This is a genomic window from Alteromonas sp. ABV4_150, assembly GCF_056311745.1.
On the sequence record NZ_CM149971.1, the window covers coordinates 861,377 to 888,251 of the forward strand.

The 26,875-nt window shown below is 44.0% G+C and carries 19 protein-coding genes and 1 pseudogene; 6 read left to right on the top strand and 14 right to left on the bottom strand.

Features of this window, described 5'->3' with window-relative positions:
• Positions 1-232: 232 nt before the first annotated feature.
• The 4 genes from ACYX4M_RS03720 to ACYX4M_RS03735 all read right to left on the bottom strand — a co-directional run bounded on the left by ACYX4M_RS03720 (position 233) and on the right by ACYX4M_RS03735 (position 4,633).
• Positions 233-1,183 carry a DNA ligase gene (locus ACYX4M_RS03720; RefSeq protein ID WP_476081945.1) on the bottom strand — a complete coding sequence of 317 codons (951 nt, stop codon included), beginning with the start codon at positions 1,181-1,183 and terminating at the stop codon, positions 233-235.
• A 139-nt stretch (positions 1,184-1,322) separates the two neighbouring features.
• Positions 1,323-1,604, bottom strand: a complete 282-nt coding sequence (locus tag ACYX4M_RS03725; protein WP_476081946.1) for a DNA ligase — start codon at positions 1,602-1,604, stop codon at positions 1,323-1,325.
• 6 nt (positions 1,605-1,610) lie between these two features.
• Positions 1,611-2,792 (bottom strand): alpha/beta hydrolase-fold protein, encoded by a 1,182-nt coding sequence (locus tag ACYX4M_RS03730; protein WP_476081947.1) that lies wholly within the window; start codon positions 2,790-2,792, stop codon positions 1,611-1,613.
• A 128-nt stretch (positions 2,793-2,920) separates the two neighbouring features.
• A complete protein-coding gene (locus tag ACYX4M_RS03735) occupies positions 2,921-4,633 on the bottom strand; it encodes an ATP-binding protein (protein ID WP_476081948.1) in 1,713 nt (570 codons plus the stop codon).
• 236 nt (positions 4,634-4,869) lie between these two features.
• Here ACYX4M_RS03735 and ACYX4M_RS03740 point away from each other — a divergent pair, with 236 nt between their 5' ends.
• On the top strand, positions 4,870-5,874 hold the full coding sequence (locus tag ACYX4M_RS03740) for a 5'-methylthioadenosine/S-adenosylhomocysteine nucleosidase family protein (RefSeq protein ID WP_476081949.1): 1,005 nt from the start codon (positions 4,870-4,872) through the stop codon (positions 5,872-5,874).
• Positions 5,875-5,934: 60 nt separating this feature from the next.
• Here ACYX4M_RS03740 and ACYX4M_RS03745 read toward each other — a convergent pair whose 3' ends face one another.
• The 3 genes from ACYX4M_RS03745 to ACYX4M_RS03755 form a co-directional block, all read right to left on the bottom strand.
• Positions 5,935-6,201, bottom strand: a complete 267-nt coding sequence (locus tag ACYX4M_RS03745) for a DNA ligase (protein WP_474827767.1) — start codon at positions 6,199-6,201, stop codon at positions 5,935-5,937.
• A 235-nt stretch (positions 6,202-6,436) separates the two neighbouring features.
• Positions 6,437-9,247 (bottom strand): bifunctional aconitate hydratase 2/2-methylisocitrate dehydratase, encoded by a 2,811-nt coding sequence (locus ACYX4M_RS03750; RefSeq protein ID WP_474827769.1) that lies wholly within the window; start codon positions 9,245-9,247, stop codon positions 6,437-6,439.
• Between the two features lie 392 nt (positions 9,248-9,639).
• Complete coding sequence (locus ACYX4M_RS03755; protein ID WP_476081950.1) at positions 9,640-10,857, bottom strand: PQQ-dependent sugar dehydrogenase; 1,218 nt, start codon at positions 10,855-10,857, stop codon at positions 9,640-9,642.
• Positions 10,858-11,026: 169 nt separating this feature from the next.
• Between ACYX4M_RS03755 and ACYX4M_RS03760 the strand changes: the two genes are divergently transcribed.
• The 5 genes from ACYX4M_RS03760 (at position 11,027) to ACYX4M_RS03780 (ending at position 18,863) form a co-directional block, all read left to right on the top strand.
• Entirely contained in the window at positions 11,027-11,503 is a 477-nt protein-coding gene (locus ACYX4M_RS03760; protein WP_476081951.1) for a hypothetical protein, read from the top strand.
• Between the two features lie 110 nt (positions 11,504-11,613).
• Positions 11,614-13,182, top strand: coding sequence for an AMP-binding protein (locus ACYX4M_RS03765; RefSeq protein WP_476081952.1), 1,569 nt, complete (start codon positions 11,614-11,616; stop codon positions 13,180-13,182).
• Between the two features lie 188 nt (positions 13,183-13,370).
• Positions 13,371-14,477, top strand: coding sequence for an FIST signal transduction protein (locus ACYX4M_RS03770; protein WP_476081953.1), 1,107 nt, complete (start codon positions 13,371-13,373; stop codon positions 14,475-14,477).
• The gene (locus ACYX4M_RS03775) at positions 14,474-17,773 is read left to right on the top strand and encodes an ATP-binding protein (RefSeq protein ID WP_476081954.1); all 3,300 of its coding nucleotides are present in this window, start codon (positions 14,474-14,476) and stop codon (positions 17,771-17,773) included. The genes ACYX4M_RS03770 and ACYX4M_RS03775 overlap by 4 nt, the downstream gene beginning before the upstream one ends.
• The gene (locus ACYX4M_RS03780; protein WP_476081955.1) at positions 17,766-18,863 is read left to right on the top strand and encodes an HD domain-containing phosphohydrolase; all 1,098 of its coding nucleotides are present in this window, start codon (positions 17,766-17,768) and stop codon (positions 18,861-18,863) included. The genes ACYX4M_RS03775 and ACYX4M_RS03780 overlap by 8 nt, the downstream gene beginning before the upstream one ends.
• 146 nt (positions 18,864-19,009) lie before the next feature.
• On the opposite strand, the gene ACYX4M_RS03785 is transcribed toward ACYX4M_RS03780, so the two are convergent.
• The 7 genes and pseudogenes from ACYX4M_RS03785 to ACYX4M_RS03815 form a co-directional block, all read right to left on the bottom strand.
• Positions 19,010-20,335 (bottom strand): tetratricopeptide repeat protein, encoded by a 1,326-nt coding sequence (locus ACYX4M_RS03785; RefSeq protein WP_476081956.1) that lies wholly within the window; start codon positions 20,333-20,335, stop codon positions 19,010-19,012.
• Between the two features lie 6 nt (positions 20,336-20,341).
• Entirely contained in the window at positions 20,342-20,950 is a 609-nt protein-coding gene (locus ACYX4M_RS03790) for an energy transducer TonB (protein WP_012517281.1), read from the bottom strand.
• Between the two features lie 3 nt (positions 20,951-20,953).
• Positions 20,954-21,361 (bottom strand): ExbD/TolR family protein, encoded by a 408-nt coding sequence (locus ACYX4M_RS03795; protein WP_071817097.1) that lies wholly within the window; start codon positions 21,359-21,361, stop codon positions 20,954-20,956.
• Between the two features lie 32 nt (positions 21,362-21,393).
• Positions 21,394-21,911 (bottom strand): annotated as a pseudogene (locus tag ACYX4M_RS03800) (MotA/TolQ/ExbB proton channel family protein).
• A 2-nt stretch (positions 21,912-21,913) separates the two neighbouring features.
• Positions 21,914-23,278 (bottom strand): MotA/TolQ/ExbB proton channel family protein, encoded by a 1,365-nt coding sequence (locus tag ACYX4M_RS03805; protein ID WP_474808686.1) that lies wholly within the window; start codon positions 23,276-23,278, stop codon positions 21,914-21,916.
• Positions 23,279-23,291: 13 nt separating this feature from the next.
• The gene (locus ACYX4M_RS03810; protein ID WP_474806290.1) at positions 23,292-24,050 is read right to left on the bottom strand and encodes a DUF3450 domain-containing protein; all 759 of its coding nucleotides are present in this window, start codon (positions 24,048-24,050) and stop codon (positions 23,292-23,294) included.
• Between the two features lie 176 nt (positions 24,051-24,226).
• Positions 24,227-26,875, bottom strand: coding sequence for a TonB-dependent receptor domain-containing protein (locus ACYX4M_RS03815; RefSeq protein WP_476081957.1), 2,649 nt, complete (start codon positions 26,873-26,875; stop codon positions 24,227-24,229).

The window sequence follows — 26,875 nt, forward strand, 5'->3', positions numbered from 1 at the left end:
GCTATTCATATCACAACTTCTGAACGAAAAAAGCAATTAAAAAGAAATATGCAAAGTCACTTTTGCAATTAGCTTGTAGTAAAGTTATAGGGCTTTAAGACTTAAAGACAAGGGGTTAGCTGTACACCATACGTCTTCCATCGAAGAAAACCGTAAACGATTAACAACAGTGAGTGGGAGGCTACACATTGGGGCTGGGTAACTCATTAGATGCAAGCTAGAAAGGTCAAAGTTAATTGGGTAAATCAGACTGAGGTCTAGTGCGAAGATAGCTTGCAAACCTTGGCTTTCCACTTTTCGTTAAACCATAATATTTATAGGTTACCCAGCTGCCGATAGCAGGCGGAGATTGGCGCTCATTTTCTGAAAAGCCTGTTCCTAATTTAAATTGAATGCCTTTTCGCGTTTCTACAAGAAGCGAGCCCATCATCTCCTTAAAGCGTCCTTTCCCTGGAAGTTGAGCCAATACTTTCGCTTCAGCATCTTCAAAATGTTTTACCTTTAGTAGGTTGTCACTACGCCCGGTTTGGTAAAACGCCTTCCCGTGATGAAGCATCAGCCCTTCACCACCGTCTTTAGTTACTTTTTTAAGTTCTTCCTTTAGCGCGGTTAGAGACGAAAGCTTAAACTGAGGGATCACGGCAAACGTGGGATTGGGAGAGGCATTTTTAAGACTATTAAGCTTGTTCAGTCGGCTGTCAAAATGCTGGCCTGCTAAAGGCATGTCGAAGGCCATAAACCTAACTTTAGCCCAGCGTCTGTCTGATATAGACACTGTTGCAACGTCGTCGGCGCTAGTTTCTGCCCCAGACAAAGAATTAGCGACAAGGTGCGACTTCCCTTCCGTTAACTTAGAAAGCACGATGGAAGCAGTAAGTTCAAATTGCCCTCTTTCTATCCAAAGTTCACCGTCGATAGTCGCTTTAGGCCAATGGGCGGTAAACCAAGATGGCGCGAATATTTTGTTGTTGTTACGGGTCCTAAGCTCAGTGCCATCCCATCGTGCCCGAATACCGTCTAACTTTTCGCTCACCCAGTAATCGGTGATGTTTATATCTTGGCGGCTGTGTTCATATTGCTTGGCAAGCTGTAAACCGTCAACAATATCAAGTTTGCTCTGTGCGCAAACGTGAGTAACTGCCGTAATTAAAAACACGCAGACAGATGTCAGAATATAACGCATCGGCTCTTTCCATAAGTTATTAAACGGAGCCGTTAAAGTCATTAGAAAGAGACTAAAACGACAAAGGCAGAGTAAATTACTCTGCCTTTGGAATTTTTATAACTGTACGTAAGAAGGTTTTTAATTGGCTGAAAAAATCTTAGTCAGTGATGATATCAAGAACTGAGATGAGCACATCCTTGGCTAATGCCTCACCAAACGTTCTTTCTTCGTCACGTCTCTTTTGGTAGGTCTCCAAACATGCGTTTAGCCGCTCATCAGCAGTATTCACTTCATAAATTTCAGCGCGATTAGCTTGCTCAATACAGTGTGCAGTTTGCGCTGTCGAAACCGTACTGAATCCGCTCGTTACAGCGCCAATCCCAATCATAAAAACGGTAGCAATACTGTTTGTGTGTTTAATTTTGCTTTGGTATTTCAAAGTAGCTTACTCATTGAGTAAATCATGCAAACGCTTTTGTCTATTTGTATAAACTTGATAACCATCGTGCTGCGGTGTAGAAAGCTCCAAAGCCTTGTTTACACTCTCAAGTGCTTTTTCATACTCACCCATTTGCTCGTAACCATACGCTATGCCGTTATACGGGTCAGGCATCTCGGGGTACTTAGCTATATCGTGCTTAAACAGCTCAATAGCCTTGTCGTAATTTTCAGAACGCACATAATGATAACCTAATTCTCGAATTACCCATTCAGGCGCCTCTAATTTTTCCCCGCGTTGCTTTGAAACGCGATCGTAATATTTGCCAATGCTTTGAATATCACCATCGAACTGTTCAGGCCTTAAATAAGCCGAAAAGAACAAGTTGTGATAAGCACTAAAAATAGACGCTGCCGTAACCAAATTGTGCCGAACACCGGCATATTCATCATTTACCCACCTCAAACCAGCAGGTTGGTTTGCCCGCATACCCAAAATCATATCATCATAGTAGGGTCGCATTGGCGCCGGTTCGTTGCCTATAGACGTATAGATATAGTGATCCAATTGGCTGGAAGATTTAAAAAACGCAACCGTTCTTTTTGCCGGCGCGCCATAGTTCCACCACACCGCAGGACTATAGGCAATCACAGCACTAAAGAGCTCAGGATGTTGAGTGAGCGCATACAACCCGAATACACCACCAGCGGAACCGCCAGCTATCACCCTAAAATCATGCACCCGGTATTTATTCTCTACCATTGGGATAAGTTCAGTGGTTATAAAAGACAAAAAGTTTGCCCCGCCCCCGCCATAACCTACAGGCCCGTATGGGTCTTCATTTGCCGTAGGGAAAAGATCTCGAAAACGATCGGTATTTTCAATGGCGACTATAATTACTTCTGGCGCAGCATTTTCAGATTGAAGTGATTCAAGTATCGCATTCATTATAGGTAGATAAACCGCACCATCTAGCCGATAAATAACAGGGTATTTTTTGTCAGGGTTTTCGGCGTAGCCTTTAGGAAGCTGAACAACGATTTCTCGTTCTTCCTTTAACACTTTAGATTGAAACTTTTCTACTTTCAGTTCGTAAAGTTGGCTGTCTTTGTCTGTCTGGCTATTAACCTGAAGGCTGGTTAAAGCAAAAAGCAGTAGGGCTATAACAGTCGGTATTTGTGAGTTCAAACTTAAATCCTTTTATAAGGCGCTTTTCTTTTCAACGTAATACTATTCACTTAATAGGAGCAAGCGCGTTTTAATTTTAATTTTTCTAAAACAGGGGGTATTTGGAATCTCGACACCTTTAACTCACGTTACTCTATATAAGCCTCTTTAGCAATATAGGAACTTTCTGTAGACATTTCTCCGCCCAAATATTTTGTCAGTACAGCGTGTAGTTCCGTTTTATTGACGGGTTTTGTGAGATATCCATTCATCCCGTATGCTAGTGCTTTATCTATTTCTTCGGCAACTACCGCGGCAGTGAACGCTATAATAGGAATAGTGATGTTTGCTTGTCGCAACGCTAGAGCGGCTTCAGAGCCGTTCATTTCAGGCATGTGTAGGTCCATTAAAATCAGGTCGACATGCTGCTTTTGTGCGACTTCCACTGCCTCTTTGCCGTTATCTGCTATCGCGACTTTTAATCCTGTGTCTTCTAACAAGGATTTTGCGACAACTTGGTTAATGTGATTATCTTCTGCAACCAAAACAGTAAGGTTTGAAAACGACGGTTTGCTGTTCTGTTCTATAGTGCCAATTACACTATCTGTAATCTCAAACGGTAATTCGAAGTAGAACTCACTCCCCTGGCCAACAGCGCTTTTTAGATACACGGTACCACCCATTGCTTCAACTAAACTTTTTACTATCTGTAATCCAAGTCCAGTACCTCCGTGTACCCGATTTATGCTGCTGTTCGCTTGGGTAAATGCGTCGAATACGCGCTCTTGTTCATCAACGTCAATCCCCTCTCCCGTGTCTTTTACCGAAAATCTTATAAATTGGTGGGTCTTCGAAGCTTCACCTTTCGATAGCCCGAGGGTTACACTGCCCTTATGTGTAAACTTGATCGCGTTACTCACTAAATTGTTTAACACTTGTGAGAGGCGAGTAGCATCACCCACCACATTGGTATTCAATGCCTTGTCTACATTTATTCGTAATGAAATTCCTTTGTTCTGCGCCAATTGCGCATAAAACGCCACACAATCTTTCGCAGTACTTTTTAGATTAAAAGGAATGTTCTCCAGCGCGAGCTTACCTGCGTTCAGTTTAGAGAGATCTAATATGTCGTTCAAAATACGGTTAAGCGATAACCCTGAACGCTGAATCTTCTCCAGATTAGGCCGTGCACTTTCCGATACCTCATGAGATAGCACTACATCGGTTAATCCCAAAATACCGTTTAATGGCGTGCGAATCTCGTGTGACATGGTAGCAAGAAATCGTGATTGTGCAGCCGACGCTTGCTTTTCGTTCTCGAGCGCTCGGTTTAACTCGAGGGTTTTCTTTTTACTTTCTAGTAAAGCTTTCTCCAATTGGCTCGCTAAAACATAGATGATTAGGGAAACAATCACGTTTGTTAGACATAACCTTAACCAAAGACCTTCATCGTAGGGTTTATCGTAGAAAGGGACCAGAAAGGTGCAGCTTGCGAGCACCACCATGGCCCCCCCTCTCCAGCTATTAGAAAGTAACAAAATAGGAAATATAGTGGCAATAGGTGCAAGGGCTGCGGGCATAAGTCCATTGCTTATGACCAAGTAAGGGGCCACTGGAATCGTGAGTAAGGCCCATAACTTTGCTAATAGTTCCTGTTTTTTAGGAAAGGTGAGACCTACTGCAGATATGACACACCACGAAAGACCAAAAAACGACGCCACATAAAGGTTATCGGGTTGTTTAATAGCAATAACCACGAGTATCAGTAGAGAAAAAACCAGCAAAATTTTGAACCCTGCGCTTCGCAAGGTCGCTGTAACTTCGCCAAAAGATTCGGGTTCTGTGGTGTACTGCTGCGACATTAGCGCTCTAAAGATCAGTAAACAATTGATAACACAGTATAAGTACTAAACAGCGATTTTGCATAACAATAATAGGGTCAGAGTCGCGACTCTGACCCTATTATTGGCCCGAACCTTGCCAACATATTTAATATTGTTGTCTTGAGCCTTGCCTATAGCACTCCAAGGCTTTTAGACTCGTTCTTTTTTCATTGTCCGCACCTGTTTGGTGCATAAATAGGTTAAATAAGGTCACTATGCGCTTAAGTAGTTTTATTTTATTCGTGTGTATCTCGCTATCGTCTTTAGCAAATGACGATACTAGCCAGTACGGTCCAAAAGATTTTTCCAATGTTACAAACAAATGGACAGCCGTGGTTGCTGCTTACGAGCCAGAAATTGAAGCCATTGACACCGCGTTTGCGACTATGGACGACGCTCAAATTACACAAACGGTTTATATTAAAGGGGTTAAGTACCAGCTAGGCACCTACAAAGGTGAGCCCATTGTTGTATTTAGTACGGGTGTCAGTATTACCAACGCAGCAATGACCGTACAGATGGCACTGGATTATTTCCCTATTGATAAGCTGGTTATGATGGGTATTGCTGGGGCCATAAACCCCAAATACACACCTGGCGATATCGCAGTACCTGAACGTTGGTATTTTCACGACGAGTCAGTCTATATCAACCCGAAGAAAGATGACGCCAGCGCCTACGAGCTTCCGGACTATTACGCTAAACAACTCGAATACTATAAAGTGCGACGGGAGACAGATAAGCACTCGCCAAACTATAAAAACTTAGGCTTTATTCATCCTACTGAAGTGGCTGTAGTTAAAGAAGGATGGGATACCCGCAGACGAATGCCTTATTTTACTGCCGATAAAACATTGTTAGACATGGCAAAACGCGCGCTCAAAAAGATCCCGCCTATCACTATGCCATCAGGTAAGGAAATACTGGTTGATATAGGTGGAAATGGAGTAACAGGTTCGGTATTCGTAGACAACGCTAAATACCGCGAGTGGCTGCGCGACGTCTACACTGCTGATGTTGCGGAAATGGAATCGGCAACCGTAGCACAGGTGAGCTTTGTTAACGACGTAGACTGGTTAATTATCCGATCAATTAGCGACTTAGCGGGCGGTCAGCACGGTAAAAATGTAGAGAATGTATTTGACGCAATAGCCTCTGGCACCGGCACCAAGCTGCTACTTGGTATACTTGACGAACTTGTAGCAACCGACCCACAATAGATAATAAATGGGGTCAGAGTACTTTTTAACTAATGTACTCTGACCCCATTATTTAAAAATTCAGTTTCTGTTGGAGAACGCTCGCTGCAATATTGCTACCATTAGGTCGCCAAACAATGCACCAGGCACTGAACGTTCTGCTCGCCTTGCTTGATAGGATTCATCGAGACAATGCTGTAAACGTGCATTAGCCACTTCTGCACTATTTGTATCGATCTCATCAATCTGTTCAATGCATTTGTCAGTGTGTACCATGCTTGTCGTACTGCAGCCCACGAAAGCAAAGCATGTCGTGAGCAGGACAATTAATATCTTAACATTTTTCATAGCTTACCTTTCCTTAGTACACAATGAACACATCTCGCCGTATTGAATGAGGGTAGTGTTTGGTTACGTATTATTCAATAAAGGATTTGGGTCAGAGTACTCTTTAGAAAAATGTACTCTGACTCCAATTCTTTGAGCTGCTGCTCCGTTAAAGTACTCTGACCCCATAATTTCATGTATAAAAAAGCCCCAACCTTGGTTGGGGCTTTTTAATGTCTTGTTTAGCGGTAAGTGCTTATACGCGCTTAACGGCTACATCTGCTTCGAACTTAGGCTTAACTGCCAAGTCTTCAGAAGGTGGAGCAAACTTAGTTAGGTCAATGCCTGCAACTGCTTGCTTGTACTCTTCTGTCGTTGGGAAACGACCAAGTACGGTTGAAAGTACTACTAGCGGCGTAGAGCCTAGTAGTGATTCACCTTTCTTCTCAGCAGAGTCAGCTACAACACGACCTTGGAAAAGACGTGTAGATGTCGCGATAACTGTATCGCCTGGCTCAGCTTTTTCTTGGTTACCCATACATAGGTTACATCCAGGACGCTCTAGGTAAAGAATATTGTCGTATTTAGTACGCGCAGCTTCTTTAGGCTTAGCATCGTCGAACTCGAAGCCTGCGTATTTCGCAAGTACTTCCCAGTCGCCTTCTGCTTTTAGCTCGTCAACGATGTTGTATGTAGGTGGCGCAACAACAAGTGGCGCTTTAAACTCTACAGAGCCGTTAAGCTTCTCTAGGTTACGCAGCATTTGTGCGATAATTTGCATGTCGCCTTTGTGCACCATACAAGAACCTACGAAACCTAGGTCTACTGGCTTACCATCGTAATAAGAAACTGGACGGATAACGTCGTGAGTATAACGCTTAGATACGTCTTCGTTATTTACGTCTGGGTCAGCAATCATTGGCTCATCGATTTGATCTAGGTCGATAACCACTTCTGCGTAATATTTAGCGTTATCATCTGGTGCAAGCGCTGGTACTTCGCCAGACTTGATTTCAGCAATACGCTTGTCAGCAAGGTCAATTAGACCTTGAAGCATGTTAGCTTCGTTATCCATACCCTTGTCGATCATGATTTGGATACGGCTCTTAGCAAGCTCAAGTGACGCAATCATTGTCTCGTCATTTGAGATACAGATTGATGCTTTCGCCTTCATTTCTGCAGACCAGTCTGTGAACGTAAACGCTTGGTCAGCAAGTAGAGTACCGATTTGTACTTCAATTACACGACCTTGGAACACGTTCTCGCCAGCGAATTGCTTAAGCATTTGAGCTTGAGTAGCGTGAACCACATCACGGAAGTCCATGTGCTCTTTCATGCTACCTTTAAAGGTCACTTTCACAGACTCTGGAATTGGCATTGCCGCTTCACCCGTTGCAAGTGCTAATGCAACCGTACCTGAGTCGGCACCGAATGCTACACCTTTTGACATACGAGTGTGCGAGTCACCACCAATGATGATGGCGCGGTCGTCTACTGTGATGTCGTTAAGCACTTTGTGAATAACGTCAGTCATTGAGTGGTAAACACCTTTAGGATCACGTGCTGTGATTACGCCAAAGTTGTTCATGAATGACATTAGCTTAGGAATGTTAGCCTGTGCTTTCTTATCCCATACTGACGCCGTGTGACAACCAGACTGGTATGCACCGTCAACAGTAGGTGAAATAGTTGATGCCGCCATAGACTCTAGTTCTTGGCAGGTCATTGGGCCAGTAGTGTCCTGAGAACCCACAATGTTTACTTTAACGCGAACGTCAGAGCCCGCGTGAAGCGGCGCATCTGAATTTACGCCTACCGCATTGCGGTTAAAGATTTTTTCTACAGCAGTAAGGCCTTGGCCTTCGTGTGAAACTTCTTTCGATTGCGCATAAACTGCTGGAGCTTCAACACCTAGTGTACGTGCAGCAAAAGATTGTAGCTGCTTACCGAATACTACAGCGTAAGAACCACCCGCTTTCATGAACTCCATTTTCTGAGGAGTAAATGAGGCAGATACGTCAGCCAGTTCTTCTGAACCGTTGAAAAGCTTCTTCGCTTTGGTATCAATAGTCAGTACCGTACCAGTTGCAACAGAGTAAGCTTCTTCAAGCACTGGGTCGCCATTTGCATCGCGAACCACTTCGCCATTTTCGTCTGTTTTCTTAACCCAGTTTTTAAGGTCAAGACCAATACCACCAGTTACGTCTACAGTAGTAAGGAAGATAGGTGCGATACCGTTAGTACCAGCAACAATTGGCGCTTTGTTTACAAAAGGAATGTAAGGGCTTGTAGGCTCACCAGCCCAAAGTGCTACGTTGTTCACACCAGACATACGTGAAGAACCTACACCCATTGTGCCTTTTTCAGCAATAAGCATAACTTTTGCGTTAGGGTGCTTTTTACCTAGCTCAACAATTTCTTGCTGCGCTTCAGGAGAAATCATGCACTGGCCGTGAAGTTCACGGTCTGCACGAGAGTGCGCTTGGTTACCTGGAGAAAGAAGGTCAGTTGAAATATCACCTTCAGCAGCGATATAGGTCACTACTTCGATTTTCTCTGGAACGTCAGGAAGCTTGGTAAAGAATTCAGCTTTTGCGTAGCTTTCTAGCACGTCTTTAGCAATCGCGTTACCTGCTTTAAATGCCGTTTCAAGACGCTCAGTATCGGCTTCGTATAGATAAACCTGAGTTTTCAACACTTCAGCTGCAGGCTTGGCAACGGCTTCATCATCAGAAAGAGCAAGATCTAGAAGTGCTTCTACAGACGGACCACCTTTCATGTGTGAAAGTAGCTCAAGTGCAAACTCTGGCGTGATTTCTTCTACTTTTTCTTCGCCAAGTACAATTTCTTTTAAGAATTGTGCTTTAACACCTGCAGCAGGCGTAGTTCCTGGCAAGGTGTTATAGATAAAGAATTTTAGAGAGTCTTCGCGGTGCTCGTTTGTTGTATCTTTAATTTGAGCAATAATTTCAGACAGCAGCTCTGCACTGTCAATTGGCTTAGGGTTAAGACCTAATTCCGTTTTACGGGTTTCGATCTCTGCCAGATATTCTGAATACAAACTCATATAGTTCTCTCGGTCTTAGTTTTACTTGAGCGTAGTGTTAAGTCGGTCTTAGCTATACGCATATAAAAATGAGGGATATTTTAACTGATTTTTAGCAGTTAAGTAATGACTGAAAGTAATCAGTTGGTTATGCAACTGCTCAAACCAAAGTTAAATCAACATCAACGAGCATAGATGCAAAAAATGACTTTTTGTCGAAAATAATATTTAACTTTTAATTTCAGCTACTTATAAAAACAAAGATTGAAATACAGAATCATTTTTGATGAGAATGGTTTGACCAATAAAGATAAATAATAGTGTTGCAGTTATGATAAAGATTCATTCTATTTATGGTGCTACCAGTATAAATAAACATCAAATTTGAAACAAAATTTCACTTTTTTGGTCTTTTATTGCGCTATGTACAATTTAGGGAAGACTTTAACCACCTTGGCATTCTCACCGTCTGTTAGAAGAAGTAGGTTACCTTGATGATCAACCGCTATATCTCTCAACCGCATTTCTAGTTCGTCAAAAATCTTCGTAGAAACATACTTACTCGAAGTTTTATCAATCGCATATAAGGCTTTAGCTTTTAAACTAGTAACGAGCAAGGTGTCAGTCAACATTGGATATTGATCATGCGAGTAGTAAATCATAGATGATGGCGCGATGGATGGTGTCCAATCAACAATGGGGTCTGTCATACCCGGGTAGGTTGAAAAAGGTGAAATTCTTGCACCTGAATAGTCTTTTCCCAGCGTAACTACAGGCCAACCATAATTCGTCCCCTTTTGAAGCAGGTTCACTTCGTCACCACCATCAGGCCCATGCTCATGAAGAAATATTTGCCCTTGAGGCCCCTGCACTAACCCTTGCGGATTGCGATGTCCCAATGTGTATACGTAGGGGCTTTCAGGGAAAGAAGGACTCATTAACGGTTTACCTGATAGTGTAAACCCTAGTACTTTTCCTAACTGTGAGCTAATAACCTGCGCTTGCTCGCGATAATCAAATCCGTCACCTGTGGTGACTAAAAAGCCCTGATCTTGGCTTGCGTCACTACTTTCCAACTGAAGAAGCTTTCCGCCGTAGTGCACAGGCGTATCTTTTGTTTGCGCTACTTCAATTACGGGTTCAATGTTCCTAATGCCAGATGTGAGAGAAAATTCACCTTTTACTACAGCAAGACGGTTAGCATCGTCACTCCCTTTGGAATAACTGAGTAATACAACGGGGTTAGCAGGGAATTCAGAAGGGATAAGAATGTCTAGCACGCCTCCCTGGCCTTTCGTATACAAGTCATCAAGTGCTAAAGAAAATCTAGATATGTCTCCGCTGTCATCAAAAATAACGAGTTCACCATCTCTTGTTACTACCAATGTATGCGTAGTTGCTTTCTCTTGGTCGACAAGAGTTGTCATAGCCTTCGGAAAGGCTAGCGAGGTTAATAAGTTCTCTGTTACTACGTTATTAGCAAAACTTTTTAAAGAAGCCTGGACATCGCTTGTAACTGTCTGTTTTTCAGTATTACGCGCGGTTTCGGTTTCAGTGTGAGCAACGAGACTTGACGCCAGAGGGTGCGAAATCGCCCAGCTGGCTAGCGCGAAAACCAAAAATTTTTTCATAATACGCACCGACTTCATTGTGATTGTCCTCGCTTACCGTTGCTAATCTAATTTAAGCTACAAAGATGTGCGTAGCTATTAGTCGCACTATAACTACATTTAGTGTTCTTGTTGCGCTTTGTCGATAGTTAATACATGGTAATAACAGACGAATCTTGGAATGTAATACATGAGAAACCTAACTCGCCGCGCAATTTTTCATTTTGTCCCATCTTGGGCAGTCGGTTTCCTACTTGCAAGTGTATTTCATTCAATTTCTGTTTTAGTAGGTCTGGTGCAAATTGGCGTCCAGTTAAATGTTAGTGATTGGCTTTTCATGATACGCCAGGACGCCTTAGGCCTTTTACCCACTTACGGTGCTATTATCGCCGTAACTTTACTGCTGGCTTTTCTAATAACGCACTTGATCGTCAACCGCCTAAGCCTTCACGAAGTAAAAGACACGAGCAGCGCTACACGATTCATTCTTTTTGCTGCTGCAGGTGGCCTTTCTTTCCTATTGATGCTGCTAGCCATGCAGCCCATTTTAAATGTCACCCTTATTGCAGGCGCTCGCTCGACGCTAGGACTTATAGCACAGTGTTTTGCTGGCTTCTGTGCAGGATACTTTTACAGCTGCTTTAGTGATAGTTCCAGCTATCGTTAATAAGTAGGACTTATACTATTAAATAAGCCAACTCTGATGTAAATAAAAAGTTAAGTTTGCTAATGTAAGGAGTATACCCTATACCCTTTGCCTTACTAGGAATAAGCAATATGATAACTTACCCTGATAATGTGACATGCCTAGCCGACTATATCGAAAGTGTTTTAGAGAAGTTCGCTGATAAACCTGCATATACGGCCCTAGGGCAAACTCTCACGTTTGCCGATATCGACAGTAAGTCGTCTGCGTTAGCACGCTATTTCGTACACGAAGCAAAACTGACTCCTGGTACAAAAGTGGCCATTCAGCTTCCCAATCTTATCCAAAACCCTATTGTCGTTTATGCCGCACTCCGTGCAGGTCTTGTCGTAGTAAATACAAACCCGCTATATACTGAGCGTGAAATGAAGCATCAGTTTACCGATAGCGGTGCAAAAGCCTTAGTAATCTTAAGTGACTTACTTCCTAAGTTTACCAACATTAAAGATGATACTGGTATCGAGACAGTCATTACGACATCGGCAACAGAATTACTAGACCCTAGTACAGCGCCAACGCTAGACGGGACGGTTTCTTTTAGCAAAGCAATTGAAATGGGAAGTGCACTGCCCTCATTCTCTCGCCCTTCAATAAAATTAGACGAACTCGCCATGCTGCAATACACCGGCGGCACTACTGGAGTTTCTAAAGGGGCTGCGCTCAGCAATAAAAACGTATTGGCTAACTGTATTCAGATGCTTGATCGCATAGGTGAAGGTTTTAAAGACGGCGAAGAAGTGTTGGTGTGCCCGTTGCCGCTTTATCATATTTATGCGTTTACGGTCGGTATGATGGCGCTATTTGCGAAAGGCACGCACATTATTCTTATCCCGAATCCAAGAGACATCGACGGTTTCATTCAAACACTTAAACCTCATAAAATATCCGCCTTTATGGGTATAAATACGCTTTTTGTTGGTCTTGGTCGACATCCAGAGTTTGCAAAGCTCGATTTTTCTAATCTTCATCTTACTATGTCTGGCGGTACAGCGCTCACCCAAGCGGCTGTATCAATTTGGCGAGATGTGACGGGGAATACCATTACCGAGGGCTATGGCCTGTCTGAAACCGCGCCCGTGGTTTCATTCAACATTCCAGGAAAAGAAGAAATAGGCACAGTCGGCCATGAGCTAGAGGACACTGAGGTAGCCCTGCTCGATAGCTACGACAAACCTGTGGCAGAGGGGGAGTCTGGGCAAATAGCGGTGCGCGGACCGCAAGTTATGATGGGCTATTGGAATCGGGATGATGAAACCGCAAAGGTAATGACCGAAAACGGCTTCTTCAAAACCGGTGATATCGGTATTCGCACAGAATCTGGCGCAATTAAGATTGTAGACCGCTTAAAAGACATGATTATTGTTTCAGGTTTTAACGTTTATCCAAACGAAATAGAAGATGTGCTAACGTCGCACCCCAGCGTGATGGAAGCCGCCGTTGTTGGCAAGCCCGATGATAAGACAGGAGAGCGAGTATGTGCTTATATTACGCTTTCAGGGGATGTATCGACAGAAGATCTAGTCGAACACTGTAAAACGCAATTGACCAACTACAAAGTGCCAAAATCGATAACGATACTAGAGGAGCTCCCTAAATCTACAGTGGGTAAAATTCTTCGCAGAGAGCTTCGTAGTGCCTAAACAACCAAAGCAACGGCCGGCCGGTTTTACTCGCCAGCCGTTTTTCTTTATAAATCAGTTTATTGCTACCAAAGGATAAGGTACCGACATTGTAAATAGGCGTGCTTCCTACTATAAATTAGGAATGCCGCCATTTAACTTTGTCCATCATGCTTTCAAAGACGTTTTTTTTTAATAGTGTAGATGAGTTGATATCGCAAAAAGACGCATTAAAAGCGTTCGCCCCTTCCCTGCTTATTGCTTATGCCTCGGCCCCATTGCTTACTTCTCCCCAGCTTCAGCACATCTTAAATGATGTGTGTAAAAACAGTGTTGGCTGTAGCACTGCAGGTGAAATTTCAGCGAATAGGGTAACTACTGATGGTATTTCCATTGTTGTGGTGCATTTTGAATCTGCATCATCGGTAAAAATCCATCAAACAACCTTGCGCGATATGCTGTCTTCGTTTGATGCAGGTCAGTCCCTTGCAAATATGATTGACCAGCAAGGATTGAAAAGCGTTTATTTGTTGGCTCCGGGTGTTGAAATAAATGGTTCAGCCTTACTTGAAGGTATGATGACACAGTTACCACAACACATAGGAATAAGCGGCGGTCTTGCAGGCGATAACGGTGCGTTTGAACAGACATACATATTGCACCCCGATGGGATTGATAGCCGCAGCGTTGTCGCTGTTGCTTTTTATGGAGATTCTCTTTCTTTCGAATATAGCGCACGCGGGGGATGGCGGTCATTTGGACCCGCTCGGAGAGTGGCGTCGGCAGAAGCAAACCTCCTATTCGAACTTGATGACAAGCCGGCACTGGAAATATACAAAGCTTACTTAGGCGAATACGCAGATGATTTGCCGGCGAGTGGGCTCCTATTCCCTTTTGAAGTGCTGAATGAAGAGGGCGAGCCAACAGGAATTATCAGAACAATTCTAGGAGTCGATGAGCAGCGCAAAAGCTTAGTATTGGCTGGTGAGGTCAATGAAAATCAGTACTTACGCCTGATGAATGCATCCACCGAAGACCTTATTAGCGGCGCCATAGAAGCGATCTCGCCTATCTCCCAAAAAAATATTGATGATGATTCACATTGTCTAGCCCTAGTGACGAGTTGTGTGGGAAGAAAGTTAGTCATGGGTGACCGCGTTGAGGAAGAAATTGAAGAGGTAGCGCGGCAACTAAACAATAATACGACTATTGCTGGGTTCTATTCTTACGGAGAAATAAGTCCATCATGCAATGAAACACAATGTGAACTGCATAACCAAACCTTAACTCTCATGTTAATGAGGGAAAAACCTTGAATTCACTATTAGAGCGTCAGTTGCGCCGAGCTTTTCAGCTTAACGACAACGTATCGCTAAAAGCTTGGCTGAACAGCCTCAGCGACGAGAGCGACAATAGCACAAGCCCCAGTCTACAATCCCTCAAGCGTGGTCTTGCTGCCCTTATTCCTCGAATTGATGAGTCGTACACATTTAACGAGAGAGATATCAAACTAAGAGATAGAAGCTTACATATCAGCTCTGAAGAACTTATTGCTGTCAACAGAAAGGTGCGAGAGGAATTTAACGAACAGAAAGCCGTTGTCGAAACCTTGCGGTTAGCAGTTAACCAACTTCTTGAAGAGCGTAATAAGCCTCTTATAGATGAGCAATTTACTAACTTATCAGATCTTTCTTCGCTCATGTATGAGCTCATACGGGAGCAGCAAAACGCTAATAATGAGCTACTGTTACAGCGCAGAGCAATGGATAAACACGGTATCGTGGCGACCATCGATCTCCAGGGGACCTTGTTATCTGCAAATGATAAATGCTGTCAGCTTTCTGGTTATTCTCGTGATGAGTTGATAGGGCAAAACACGTCTATTTTTCGCGTTCACAATATTTCGAACGCTGAACAAGTCAAAATATTAGCAACCCTGATTAAAGGTGAAATTTGGCAGGGAGAACTAAATAGCTTTACTAAAGATAATAAGCCTTGGACAGTGTTTGCAACCGTCGTACCTATCGTCGAGTACAACCAACGAGTAAACCGTCTCGTCGTCATTTGTACTGATATCTCGGAACAAAAACGTCTTTCTAGAAAATTAAAAAAGGATAGAGCTTTCCATCAGAGCATTACCAATAGTATAGGTGAAGGTGTTTACGCGGTTAACGGTGAAGGTAAAACACAATTTCTCAATCCCGCTGCATCACGCCTATTAGGCTGGACGTTAGACGAATTGAAAGATAGACGTTTTCACGACACCGTTCACTACCAAAACGGCGATGGTACCTTACTTCCAAGAGAACAGTGCCCCGTTAATCTAACGATCAAAAGCGGTAAGCCCTATACCTCTTATGAAGACTTTTTTACCGATAAACGGGGGCGTCTATTCCCTATTTCTATCGTTGCCGTACCGCTATTCGATAAAGAAGGTAAGCCAGATGGACATGTAGGCGTTTTTAACGACATTAGTAGCCAAAAAGCCATCGAGCACAAACTGCAGAAAGCCTATAACGAAGCGCAAGGCGCAAACAAGGCAAAGAGTGATTTTCTCGCGACGATGAGCCATGAAATCAGAACGCCAATGAATGCCATTATTGGGTTAACCCACTTAGCACTCGAGTCAAATGATAGTGACCAGCAGCAACAGTATTTAGAAAAAGTGCAAAACAGTGCTAACGCATTGCTTGAACTTATCGACAGTATTTTGGACTTCTCAAAAGTAGAAGCGAATAAAATCGACATTGTTGATGAGCCTTTCACGTTAACAAGAATCATCGAGAAGTTAGCACAAGTATTTCAAGTTAAAGCTCAACAAAAGCAACTACAGCTTCTTTTCGACATTCGCTGTAGCACGAGTATTCCCTGTCATGGAGATAGCGAAAAAATCTATCAGGTACTGCTGAATCTCCTTAGTAATGCTATTAAGTTTACTGACAGAGGATGCGTAACACTTATTGTAGAGCCGAAAGACGCCATGCTGATGTTTAGGGTATCGGACACTGGAATGGGGATAAGCGATGAAGGAAAGTCTAAGCTATTTAATGCTTTTGTTCAGGCTGACGCTTCAATTTCAAGAAAATTCGGTGGCACGGGTTTAGGCCTAACTATCTGTAAGCGATTAGTAGAACTAATGGGAGGAGAGCTGCTCCTAGAAAGCAAAGTAAATGAAGGGAGCAGCTTTTCATTTACTTTACCTGTTTGCCGTAGCGATAAAGACGTACCCAATCCACTATTACCCGTCTCATTACCTAAAAACATCATATGCATTAAGACACATGAAAGCGTAAGTTCAGCGTGTGAAGTACTCGGCAACACATTAGAGAGACTCGGCATTCATTGTCAGGTAGTGGATGAAAGCAGCGACAAGCTTCCAGACACTATGCCTTTAAGCGTTGTATTTTTAGCCGAAGATGGAGATAGCTGGAGTCGATTCTCTAATAACCTAGAAGCCGGCAAATACAACAATATCAACATGCGTGTACTGTTAAGCTCATTAAGCCGCCAGGAAGTAAAGAAAAAATTGGGAAATACATTACCTTCACACATCAATATTGTTGAACTTCCGTTTGTTGATAGCGACATTATTTCCGCCCTTTCGCCGCTTCAAACTTCTACCAAGAAGCAGTTAATAGAGGGTTTAGAAAGCAAAAAGTGGCGAAGTATCCGGTTAGCTTCCAAACAAGTATTAGTGGTTGATGACGACCCCATAAGTGTAGAAATTAGTCAGCAAATACTTAGCGACTTAGGAATAACAGTAGTTACAGCCACCACAGGGCAGCAAGCCTTAGCGCTTTGCGAAAGCTCAAGGTTCGACGCACTTTTGCTAGATTGTCACCTTCCGGATATTTCGGGATACGAGATAGCAGAAAGGCTTTCTCAGCATTACGGCTGGACAATTCCTATAATTGCGTTAAGTGCCGATGAAACACCGGAAGCTTCAGAAACGGCGCTGGCATCAGGTATGTGTTTTCACCTAGTCAAACCGGCCAAAGCTGATGAGATAATCCATACAATAGATACGAACATACACGCAGGTTACATCGAGGTGACCCCTCCTGACGAGCCAAGCCCTTTTATTTCTTCTTTGATGACTTTTTACAATAAATACAGTCAGCAAAGCGTAATGTCAGATTTACTTAACATATTCCACACACCGTCTGTCGACAACTTGCTATTGAAACAATTATATGACGATGCACAACTTATTGGTGCCACCACTCTTGCTCAATGCCTCCACCTACTTATTAGCGGAGATGAAAGACCAGACGCAATCAAAGCAAAACATGTCGCTACACTGTCTTTTGAGCTTGATGCAACGCTTCGCCTCATTGCGCACACGGTAAACAAAGCCACATTAATTGCCGATACACAATTAAATGACAATGTAGATGAGACCTCCATTCTATCGAGTTTGGACGCTATACAGAATGCTCTAGAAACCTACGATGCCAAAGCCCTTGAGTATATATCAAGCTTTGCAGCACAACAGGCAGAGTCACGCCACTCTCATGAAATAAATAGAATAAAGCAGCTTGCAGCCGTTTATGATTTTGAAGGTGCTTTAACGTTAATTAACCAATTGAAAGACAATATTTGTAATGAATAAACCGAAACCGACAAATAATAGATTCAGCGTACTTGTTGTCGATGACGAGCCAGCCAATATTGACATACTGCTTGGCATACTTAGTCCCTATTACGATGTTAAGGTCGCGCCATCTGGCGCTGTTGCTCTGAAAATAGTGCAGCAGTTTACGCCAGACCTAATATTGTTAGATATTATGATGCCAGAAATGGATGGCTTTGAAGTTTGCAAGCAGCTAAAGACAGATAGACTACTGGGTCAAATCCCGGTTATTTTCGTTACCGCATTGACCCAAGGAGAAAGCGAAGAAGAGGGTTTTAAACTCGGCGCTGTCGACTATATAACTAAACCAGTGTCACCAAGTATTACACTTGCACGCGTGAAGACCCATATAAGCCTTGCTCATCAAATGCGTATCACCGAAAACTTAGTGACAAAGCGGACTGAAGAGCTTAGCAAAAGTCAGCAAAGTGCCATTACTATGTTAGCGACAGCAGGCCATTATAATGATACAGATACTGGGCATCACATTTGGCGCATGGCCGCTTACAGTAAATGCTTAGCGATCGCGTGGGGCTGGTCCTATGAAGATGCATGCTTGTTAGCGCAAGCGGCGCCTATGCACGACACAGGTAAGATAGGTATTCCTGACGCTATTTTAAAAGCGCCTCGCCGATTAATAAATAGCGAAATGGAAGTGATGCGCACTCACGCACAAATCGGTCATAAAATCCTTTCTCAATGCGATACCCCGCTGTTTAATCTTGCTGCAGAAATTGCCTTATGTCATCACGAGAAGTGGAACGGTACAGGTTATCCCGAGGGTTTAGCTGGAGAAGATATTCCCGAAAGTGCTCGTATAGTCGCTATTGCCGATGTATTCGATGCCCTTACGATGAAACGCCCTTATAAAAAAGCATGGTCTGACGATGAAGCATTTGAACACCTTCGAGAAGGAGCAGGTAAACACTTCGATCCCAAACTGGTGGAGTGCTTTATGTCAATCAAGAAGGAAATATTAGAAACTAAAAACCATTGGAATCAGCTAGAAGCTGAAGGACAAATGGCATCAGTGGCTGATTTGGTTCCCCAATCACTTATAGACTTTTAGTCACTACAAAACACTATCTGACAATCCAAATAATTCGCGACTTTTAATTTAATACCAGTCCGCATAGATAATTACCCATGAAGAAATAAAAAAAGGTCGATATTTTATCGACCTTTTCAATTAACGTTTCAACTTAAACGTTAGCTTTAACTGGCACCAAGCTCGGCAGCGATAGCGTCAGCTTGGCGTTTTTCGCCCTGAACAAACTGCTTCCACTGCTGTGCCATAGCACGGCTTTTCTGATGCTTTTCTGCCTCTGCAAGCTGATTAAGTGCAAGTGCATACTGCTTTTTATTATACAGCGCCATGCCTTTAATCAAGTAAACCAAACCAGGGTTTCTTAACTCGCCTTTTTCAACCGCGCGGTCGGCAGCAGCGATGGCATCGTCAAAGCGCTCTTCATTAAGAAGAATTTGCGCTAACTGTGCATCTAACTCACCGTCTTCAGACAGTTCAGCCGCTTGCATCATAACGGGAATGGCTTTGTCCTGCTCTTTAGCAAGTGACCAGCTTTGACCTAAGAACTTAAGGTTGCGCAAGTTTTTCTCAAGCACACCGTCGTTCATTGCCTGCTCCATCAACTTAGCACCCTTATAAGGTACACGGTGATAGTAATAAAGCTGTGCCATGTTAAACACGTCAGCAGACGTATTAACAAACCCGCGCTGGTAAGCGGTTTCCATGATGGCTAACTGCTTGCGCTCTTCACCTAGCTCACCGTACATACCAGCTAGCTGGATCCAATATTTAGGCTCGTCAAACAACTTCACCATTTTAATAAGAACGTCTTTAACCTTTTGAGGCTGCTTGAGTTCATAGAAAATAGCACGTTGAAGAATTAACCACCCTTCATCAGGGATCATGCCTTCTGCTTCGTGATCGGCAACCGCTTCAGAAATCCACATTGCCGCTTCGTCGTACTGTTTATTTTGGTAGTACGCCTGGGCCTTTATCACTTTGTTTTTAACCGGTACAGGGCCTGTATTTAGGCTTTCCCAACGTTCCAAATAAGTGATGGTGTCGTCGTAATTACCCTGCATAAGGTTAAGCTGAGCCAAACTGAAAAGTGTCGTCATTTCGAACTTTTCAGGAATAGGCTGCTGCTCTACCACTTTAGCAAACGATTCCAACGCTTTTGCATAGTCTTCGTTGTTGTAGTAAATGAAGCCGAAAAAGTTGTACATCATGGCTTTTTCGTAGGCATTCATTGAGTCAGACTTATCTTCTACTTCTTTCAGTATAGCGATAGCTTCTTCAATATTACCTGCTTCGTCCGCCGCCGTTTGTGCGCGAGCTAGCTGTTCGTAAACCTTGCCGCGTAATGTAGGTACGCGGCGAGTTTTCTTCTCGCTGGCTTTTTGCTCTTGTGCAATAGCGTCGTTGGCAACCAACATGCTAGGTACAGATACCGTGGCCGATGCAAATGCAAACGCCAGTGCACTAAGCAATGTATTCGTCTGTTTTCTCATCATGTTCTGTTACCCGTCAATTTGGAACGTAATACGGTTTTGCACACCAGACACTTCTGTTGCTTCGCCGTTAACCACACGAGGTTTATATTTGAACTTCATGGCAGCATCGATAGCCGCTTGTTCAAATATACCTTCTGGGTTTGCTTCTACAACAATTGGGTCGCGCACCGCACCTTGCTTAGTTACCGTAAATTCAACAATAACAAAGCCTTCAATGCCCCGTTGAAGTGCACGTCGTGGATATACCGGCGCAACTTTAACGATCGGGAGGTATTCACCGTCACCTGACTCAAGGGCCAAGCCTCCATCTAAAGAGATGTCGTCTCCCACTTCGGCCCCGAAATCCATCGACGTACCTTCTGCATCAGGAGAAGGCGAGTCCATTTGCGGTTGCTCCATTGGCGGAGGTGGCTCTTTTGGCTTAGGTGGCTTCTTCGGCTTACGATCTTTTTTCTCAACCTGTTCATCCTGCTTGACCCTAACAAAGTCAAGCACGCTTCCCTTAGGCGGCTCAGTTAGTGCGCTGCCACCCATCTTGATAAGCGATTGCATCAAGAAGAACAGGCCTAACGTGATCGCAAGGGAGATAACAAATGCGATTAAATATCGTGGCATGATTTATTGCTCTTGGGCTGCAATCGAAACATCGTAAACGCCAGCGGCTCGCGACGCGTCCATAACCTTAATCAAGGTTTCTGTTGTGGCCTTTTTGTCAGCCTGAATAACAACAGTACCCTGTGGGTTTTCAGCGTGTAGGCGCTCAATATTAGCCTGCACGGCGCGAACATCAATACGACGCTTGTTTATCCAAATTTCGCCTTTATCTGAAATAGCGATAAGAATATTAGCGCGGTCCTTTTTCACAGCAGTAGCTGCTTCGGGACGGTTAACATCAATACCGGCTTCTTTCACAAATGACGCAGTCACAATAAAGAAGATCAACATGATAAATACAACGTCCAGCATGGGCGTCATGTCGATGGCTGCTTCTTCTTCATCGACTAAGTTTTGAAAGTGCTGCTTCATAATAAATACCTTACCTTAATGCTTAGCTAGCATTAACGTTGAATAATCAATGCATCCTCAAGATGCGTGCGTTCTGATTTCACCATACGTGTTAACCAGGTAGCGGCGAATACGCCTGAAAGTGCGCCAACCATGCCCGCCATTGTGGGGATAGTGGCTTTCGATACACCTGATGCCATTGAACGAGCATTACCTGAACCCGCAATCGCCATTACATCGAACACTTCAATCATACCGGTAACCGTTCCCATCAAGCCTAGCAGCGGGCAAAGCGCTACCAGAGACTGAATAATTGGGATGCTGCCGTTCAGGCGCATGGTTAACTGTGAAATTGTTTTCTGACGAACTTGCTCAGCGAACCAAGAAGAGCGGTCGGTACGTGCTGTCCACATTGCTACCGCTTCTTCTTGGCTTGCTTGTGCCAAACCATCAGATACATCGCACGCTCGAGGATCAAAAGCCACATAACGAATATCAGCAGACCGATGACCAGGAGAACCTGGCCCCCTGTTTCTGTGAAATCGCGAATTGCTTCTAGAAACTCGATCATGATTAGCCTCGCTCAGCGCGCTCTGCAATTACGCCAGACGCCTGTTCCTGTAGGATGTACACAATGTTCTTAGAACGTGTGTTAAGCATTGCATAAAGCAGTGTCATTGGAATCGCTACAACAAGACCTAGTACTGTTGTTACAAGTGCTGTTGAAATACCACCTGCCATCAGTTTCGGGTCACCTGTACCAAACAAGGTAATTGCTTGGAAGGTGTTAATCATACCCGTTACCGTACCTAGTAGACCCATAAGCGGCGCAACTACTGAGATAATCTTAATGATAGTTAAGTTACGACCTAGCTTAGGCACTTCGCCCAAAATCGCTTCTGTAAGGTGAAGCTCCAGCGCTTCAACGTCAGCGTCTGGGTGCTCGTCACGGACTTTAAGTACACGGCCAAGCGGGTTGTTAGTGTTAACTTCTTTGCTCTTAAGCTGCTTGTTCACTTTCATGCGCGTTAGCGTAAGCGTTACAAGACGCTCTAGAGCAAGTAGTAAACCAAACGCACCAACGATAAGAATGATATAACCTACAACACCACCCTGCTCTACACGCTCCTTAAGGTTTGGCGCTTGAACAAGAAGACCTAGGATAGAACCACCTGTTGGGTCGATACCGAACTGAACTAGCTCACCATTTGATGCTTGTAGTTCTGCAGCAGAGTCGTTGTAACGATCAGCAGGCTGACGTACTAGTTCAGACACTGTGCCGGTTACACCGTTGTAGTCTAAGTATTTACCGTCGGCAACTAGCGCGAACGGACCTACACGTACAACAGATTTGTTCACTTTCTCGCCACCAGCTTCAACAACGTCAGTGGTAAAGGTAGTCACCTTGCCTGATTCAGTCATTTCACGCTGCATTTCAAACCACACGCGCTCAATCTCTTCAATTGAAGCAAGTTTTGAGCTTGAACCCATATCTTGTGCCATTTGGTCAAGGAACTCTGAACGGCCTTGAATTTGCGCAGATATTACTGAGTTATAGAATTTGTTTTTGGTGTCGCCAGCGATTTGCTGCAGCACACCGAATAGCTCTTTTAGTGAACCAAGACGCGTGTCTAGTGCACCGTTTAAGTCAGCCAGTTTGAATTCGTTTTCTTCAAACTGAGTTTCAAGCTGCTCAGATTGTGCAAGCATTTGGTCACGCTTTTCACGGGTTTCGCGAAGAATGCGATCTTGCTCTGCACGTTGTGATTGGAAATCACGCTCGCGCTGTTTGTTTTGCTGAGACTGTGCGAACTGACCTTCTTCTAATTGCTTTAGAAGTGCGTCTAAGTCCATCGCACGGTCGCTTTGTGCGAAAGCACCAACGCTGATGCTAAGGGCTGCTAGACCAACAGCGATACGTTTTACTGTGTTAAACATTCTCATCAACCTCTTAGTCTGTAATTGCCACTGGCAGCATTAGCAAGTCTGGTGCAAGTTGCTTCTTCGCCATGCGCAGACCTTTTGTAATTTGTGTACGGTAGCTGCTATCAAGCTCTTCCCACTGACGGGTTTGCTTGTTCCAAACACCCTGCATGCTAGCATCACGTGTTTGATAAATTAGCGCTGTACGACCAAGGCGTAGGAATTCTACATCACGCTCTTGACCGTTAATTGAATGAATACCGCTATACGCTTCCATAGTGCGGCCGTAATCCATCTCTACTTGATACGCTTCCATAACGCGGCGGAATTTTTCAGATGCAGCAACATCGGCGCGGTCCATCATGGCGCGAAGGTCAGCGACGCGGTTAGCGCGCTCTTCTGGAAGGAAAGGTACGTCTAAAGCAACAAACTGCTCTAGGCCGTCAATCATACGCATCATAAGTGGCGTGATTTGGCGTTCAACAACAGACACTTCGTCAATAGCTGAGTTCAGATCTGCCATTTCTTGTTCTTGGTTATTGATTTGCTTACGAAGCTGAGTGTTATAAACCTCAAGGCCTTCGATTTCTTTCATCAATGTTTTGAACTGTTGAAGTTTGCTGTCAATTTGATCGGTAATACCGTTTATTTTTTCTTGCGATTTTGCCGCTGACTCATTGATTTTCGCTGCCTCATCGACAACGGGTTTTAAGACTTCATCGTCTTGTGCCAGTACCGGTGTCGCTGTAAGCGCACCTGCAACTAACAAAGCATTGATAAGCTTCATACATTCAAACCTTTAAAGTTAAAAGAAATCGGTTGTATCCGACTATAAATTTCTGCGCGTAGGATAGAGTTTTTCTGTGACAGTTTTATTACGAAACTGTCATATTAGAACCGAAAGTGTCATGTTTAACTCATAAAAAAGGCCGCATGTAGCGGCCTTAAGGATAAGTTCAGTTTTTAGAAGTCATATTTAAATGACAATCTAATACCTGTACCTCGTGTCTCAGACCTAAGCAGGGTATCGTTAAATTCAATTTCACGATCTTCGCCTAGAATATTCTGAACACGTAATGTGACAGTGCTATTAAAGTCTGGGTAGTACTTGTATACCATATCCAATGAATGAAATGGTTGCTCGAAGTTATCGTCGAAACCATCAATACCCGGAATTAGAATACGCTCACCGAATACGTTGTATACTAACGACGCAGTGTGTTCACCGTTATCAGAGTCATAACCCAACTGCATGTTAAGTACATACTGAGAGTGGCCGGTCATTCGGCGCTCAACATTAGTAATTGCCGCAGAAACACCAGTTTGCTCAACGATATTCTGACGATCTAATACGATTTCAGAATCACTGACAGTGATGTTACCTGTAGTAAACAAGTTGTCCCAAATACCGTCGCCAATGAAGGCTAAGTCTTGTAGGAATTCAACTTCAACTCCGTAAACCTCGCCAGATTCAGCGTTAGCAATACGAATTAGCGGTGGACCATCCTGAGCCGGAGACTGTACCGATTCAATTGGCGCCTCCATGTCTTTATAGAATAGGCCTACAGACACGTTGTTACCTGCTTCGCGATACCACTCCCAACGTAAATCATAGTTAATGATATCTGTTGTGCTTACACCAGGTGTACCAGCAATCGGGAAGTTAGTTAACGGGTCTAAGTAAGTCGCCGAAGAAACCTCACGAAGATCGGGACGAACAACCGTTTGACCTATACTTGCACGTAGCTGCATATCGTCTTCTAAGAAGTAAGTCACTGCAAGCGCTGGATAGAAACCGTCTTCTTGGAACGCAAGCTGTGAACGATCTGCTTCGTCACTCAAGTCAAACTGGTTTGTGCGCGGGTCTAGCGGCGCCACTACCTGACGGAAATCTTCATAACGAGCACCACCGGTGAAACGCCACTTGTTGTCATAGAAGAAATCAGCTTCTAGATAGTAAGCATCAATTTTCTGGCCCGCTACATAGTCATCACCAGCAATAGTCGTATCGCGAATCAGTGGGCGACTAGACAATGATAGCGTGTCTAACACATCGTCACTGAAGATTTCGCTAAAGTCGTTACCGTCTAAAATTGAACGGTCTTCAACACCAAGTGTATTAATGTCGAAACGACGGTTTTCAGCAGTACGTGTTTTAGTTACAAAGCTTGCACCCACTTTGTACTCGGTTTCCCACTTACCCATTGTCATGGGGTAAGTCACGTTATAGCCAAAGTTTTCCAAGCGATCGTGAAGGTCTTGGAAGGTGTAACGTGCCGCAGTCTGTGCATCTGACAAGAAGATTTCGTTTTCATCGTCAAAGATGCCGTCTTGGTTCACGTCTTCCATTACGAAACGCGCATTGAAGTTACCCGGCGCATGACGTACAGAGCGACCCAACGAGTAAGTCCAGTCAATACCCATGAAGTTTAGTTCTGGGATGGTGTGCTGACCTTTAATCTGATTGGTATAAAGCGAGCGTTCTTCGTACTGAACGTCGATATCACGAATACGCAAACCTTCTGCTTGGTTCAAGTTTTCCGTGTTACCAAACATTTCGCGAATTTCATCGCGCGTGTCGTTTAGTACAATAAGGCTGTAATCAATACGATGTTGACGGTTGTAGTCTACACCTAGAGTTAATAGTGAAGACCAAGTCACCGTTTGCTCAGTACCTTGAATATCGTCAAAGAAGCGTACATTGATAATGTCATCGCCCACTAAGTCAGGGTCTTGTAGCTCGTATTCTTCAGAAGAGCGAGTTTGGGCTGAGTAACGTGAAGTTACCAAAAAGCCAAAACGCCAGTCGTCGTCGTAGTCGTAACTGTCACCATAGGTAACGTTAACGCGCATATCAGGGTCAGCTGATTCTCTCTCAAGCCCATATTCTCTGTTAACGCCCTTGAACAACTCTAGCGCTTCCTCGGGCTCTAGGTCGTCTAGGAAATTCTTTGAATCCCAACGCTCTTGGATAGCAGCAGAGGCTGCACGAGTACCGTCGTCTTCACCTGTCCAGTCGCGACCGCCACCAGCATAATCCAGGACATCTCCAGAGTTTTCCGTATCGATACCAACCGCAGCTGATACGTTGAAAACACGCTGTGTAGGTATAGATTTCAATCGGATATTTACGTTACCGCCACCGAATGCCGCAGGCATGGAAGGCGAATACGATTTTTGAACCGCAAGGCTTTCTATAATGCTCGACGGGAACAAGTCGAGAGGTATTACGTTACGCGTTGGATCTGGGCTTGGCACGATTGCGCCGTTTAACTGAGTTGATGAGTAACGCTCACCAAGACCACGAACGTAGATGAAACGACCATCTACCAGTGTTAGACCAGTTACACGACGAAGTGCACCCGCAGCATCACTGTCACCAGTACGAGCAATCTGCTCAGCACCCATAATATCAGCTACGAAGGCTTGATTTTTACGTTCTTCCATTACTGCTGTCGCGGTACCTTTTAAGCGCGTACCTGTAGCAACAACTTCCTCAATCACTTCTTCTTCATTTGATTGAGCGTGGGCTATAGACGTTGGAAACAAGATACTTGCAGCAACGGCTAAGCTAATGGGCTTTAGAAGAAACCTGTTAGCAGGTCTGTTCAT